The organism is Streptomyces alkaliphilus, from assembly GCF_014141535.1.
GTDB classification, from domain to species: domain Bacteria; phylum Actinomycetota; class Actinomycetes; order Streptomycetales; family Streptomycetaceae; genus Streptomyces; species Streptomyces alkaliphilus.
Genome location: NZ_VKHT01000712.1, coordinates 1 through 2,771 on the forward strand (window position 1 = coordinate 1; position 2,771 = coordinate 2,771).

Genomic DNA, 2,771 nt, shown 5'->3' on the forward strand with positions numbered 1-2,771 from the left:
GGGGTGGTGGGGGCGCTCATGGTCGGGCCGCCTCCCCGTTCCGCGCGCCCTCCGCCTCTCCCGTGGCGGGCGCCGACCCCCGTCCGGTGCGTCGGGGTGCCTCGGCCTCCGGTCCGGCCACGACGGACAGCAGCCGCTCGGCGTCCACGACGCCCAGGCAGCGGCCGTCCTCGACGACCCGGGCCGGGGCGCCGGAGCGGACGACGGTGGTGACGGCCTCGGAGACCGGGGTGGTCGGGGCCAGTTCCTCACCGGCCGTGTCCTCGCCTGTGCGGGCCGGGCGCAGCGCCTGCCGCACCGAGACCACGGAGGCGCGGGGCACGTCGCGCACGAAGTCGCGCACGTAGTCGTCGGCGGGGGAGGAGACGATCTCCTCGGGGGTGCCCAGTTGCACGATGCCGCCGTCACGCATCAGGGCGATGCGGTCGCCGATGCGCAGTGCCTCGTTGAGGTCGTGCGTGATGAAGACCATCGTGCGGCCCTCCTCGCGGCGCAGCCGCAGCACCTCCTCCTGCATGTCGCGGCGGATCAGCGGGTCCAGGGCGCTGAACGGCTCGTCGAACAGCAGCACCTCGGGGTCCACGGCCAGCGCGCGGGCGATGCCCACCCGCTGCTGCTGGCCGCCGGAGAGCTGGCCGGGGCGGCGGTGTTCCAGGCCGGCCAGGCCGACCTTGGCGGCCATCGCCGCCGCCCGCTCGCGGCGCTCCTCCCTGGCCACGCCCTGGATGCGCAGGCCGTAGGCGATGTTGTCGAGCACGTTGCGGTGCGGCAGGAGGCCGAAGTGCTGGAAGACCATGGCGGCGCGGTGCCGGCGCAGTTCGCGCAGCCGGTGGCGGTCCATGGCCAGGACGTCCTCGCCGTCCATCTCCAGCTCTCCGGCGGTGGGCTCGATGAGCCGGGTCAGACAGCGCACCAGGGTGGACTTGCCGGAGCCGGACAGGCCCATCACCACGAAGCACTCGCCGGGGCGGACCTCGAAGGAGACGTCGCGCACGGCGGCGGTGCAGCCGGTGCGGGCGGTCAGCCCGGCGGGGGAGAGGGCCGAGAGTTCGGGGTCATCGGGCACGCGGTCGGCGCCGGTGCCGAAGACCTTCCACAGGCCGCGCACGGAGAACACCGGGGCGGCGGTCGCGGTGCCCGTCGCGCCGTCGGTGGGCGGCCGGGTGTCGGGGCGGTTCCCGGTGGTACCGGTGCGGTCGGTCATGCGTGGTCTCCTCCACGGTGGGTCTCGCGTATCAGGTCACTGGCTCGCTCACCGGTCATCAACACCCCGAGCATGGGGTTCACCGCCGGGAGGGTCGGGAACACCGAGGCGTCCGCGATCCGCACGCCGGACAGCCCCCGGATCCTCAACCGCGGGTCCACCACCGCCATTTCGTCGTCCGCGGCGCCCATGCGGCAGGTGCCGGCGGGGTGGTAGACGGTGTGGGCGACCGAACGCAGCAGGGCGCTCAGTTCCTCGTCGTCGGTGACCTCCGGGCCGGGGAAGACCTCCCGGGTCAGCCAGCCGGCCAGGGGTTCGCTCGCGGCGATCCGCCGGGCCAGTCGCACGCCGTCCACCAGCGTGCGGGCGTCCTCGTCGTCCTCGTCGGTGAAGTACCGGAAGTCCAGCGCGGGCTTGACCTTCGGGTCGGCGCTGATCAGGTACAGCCGGCCGCGGCTGCGCGGCTTGGGGATGTTCGGCGTCATCGACACGCCGTGGGCGGGGCGTTCCCAGCCCAGCCGCTCGGGGTGGTCGGTGAAGGGGATCTGGTAGAAGTGGAACATCAGGTCCGGGCCCGGTGATTCGGGGTTCCGGCGCACGAACAGGCCCGCGTCGGAGTCCATCGCGGAGTTCTCCGGGATCGGCCCGTCGGTCTCCCAGACGATCACCGACTCGGGATGGTCGATGAGGTTCTCGCCCACGCCCGGGAGGTCGTGTCGCACCTCGATGCCCAGTTCCGTCAGGTCCTCGGCGGGGCCGACGCCGGAGAGCAGCAGCAGTCGCGGGGTGTCCACGGCTCCGGCGCACAGCACCACCTCGCGGCGGGCGGTCAGCAGCCGGTCGGTGCCGTCGGCGCCGCGCACCCGGACCCCGGTCACCCGGTCGCCGGCGAACTCCAGGCGGTGCGCCCATGTCTCCAGCAGCAGGGTCAGCCCCGGCCGGTCGCCGGCGATGAGGTGCGGGTGCAGGTAGGCCACCGAGGCGGAGGAGCGCTTGTTGTCCTCCGGGTGGTAGGCCAGATCGAAGAAACCGACGCCCTCGGTGAAGGGGGCGGCGTTGAAGCCCTCGATCCGCGGCACGTCCAGGGCGTCGCGGGCGGCGGCGACGAAGTCCCGGGCGATGGCGTTCCGGTCCTTCTCGGCGACCGGCACGATGTTGTTGAGCAGCCGGTCGTAGTAGGGGTCCATGACGGTGGCGTTCCAGCCGTCGGCGCCCAGCTCCTGCCACTCGTCCCAGTCCGAGGGCAGCGGCTTGAAGGAGATCAGGGTGTTGTGGGAGGAGCAGCCGCCCAGGACGCGGGCGCGGCTGTGCCGGATGTGGGAGTTGCCGCGCGGCTGCGGGACGGTGGGGTAGTCGTAGTCGAGGTCACCGCCGAGCAGGCCCATCCACCGGCGCAGGGTCAGCACGTCGGGGCGGTCCAGGTCGCCGGGCCCGCCCTCGATCAGCGCCACGGTGACGTCGGCGTCCTCGGTGAGGCGGTTGGCGATGACCGAGCCGGCGGTGCCGCCACCGACGATCAGGTAGTCGTACTCGGCGGGGGCCTCGGGCAGGGGGGTGTCCACGCGGG

Annotated in this window: 2 protein-coding genes; both read right to left on the reverse strand. The window is 73.4% G+C overall.

From position 1 onward, the window contains the following. Window positions 1–16 precede the first annotated feature (16 nt). Window positions 17–1,204, reverse strand: a complete 1,188-nt coding sequence (locus FNQ90_RS18805) for a betaine/proline/choline family ABC transporter ATP-binding protein (RefSeq protein ID WP_182607447.1) — start codon at window positions 1,202–1,204, stop codon at window positions 17–19. Continuing rightward, on the reverse strand, window positions 1,201–2,766 hold the full coding sequence (locus tag FNQ90_RS18810; RefSeq protein ID WP_182607448.1) for a GMC family oxidoreductase: 1,566 nt from the start codon (window positions 2,764–2,766) through the stop codon (window positions 1,201–1,203). Before FNQ90_RS18810 ends, FNQ90_RS18805 begins: the two co-directional genes overlap by 4 nt. Window positions 2,767–2,771: the final 5 nt, after the last annotated feature.

Coding starts and splice junctions, on each gene's coding strand:
- FNQ90_RS18805 (WP_182607447.1), bottom strand. CDS start 1,204: ATGACCGACCGCACCGGTACCACCGGGAACCGCCCCGACACCCGGCCG.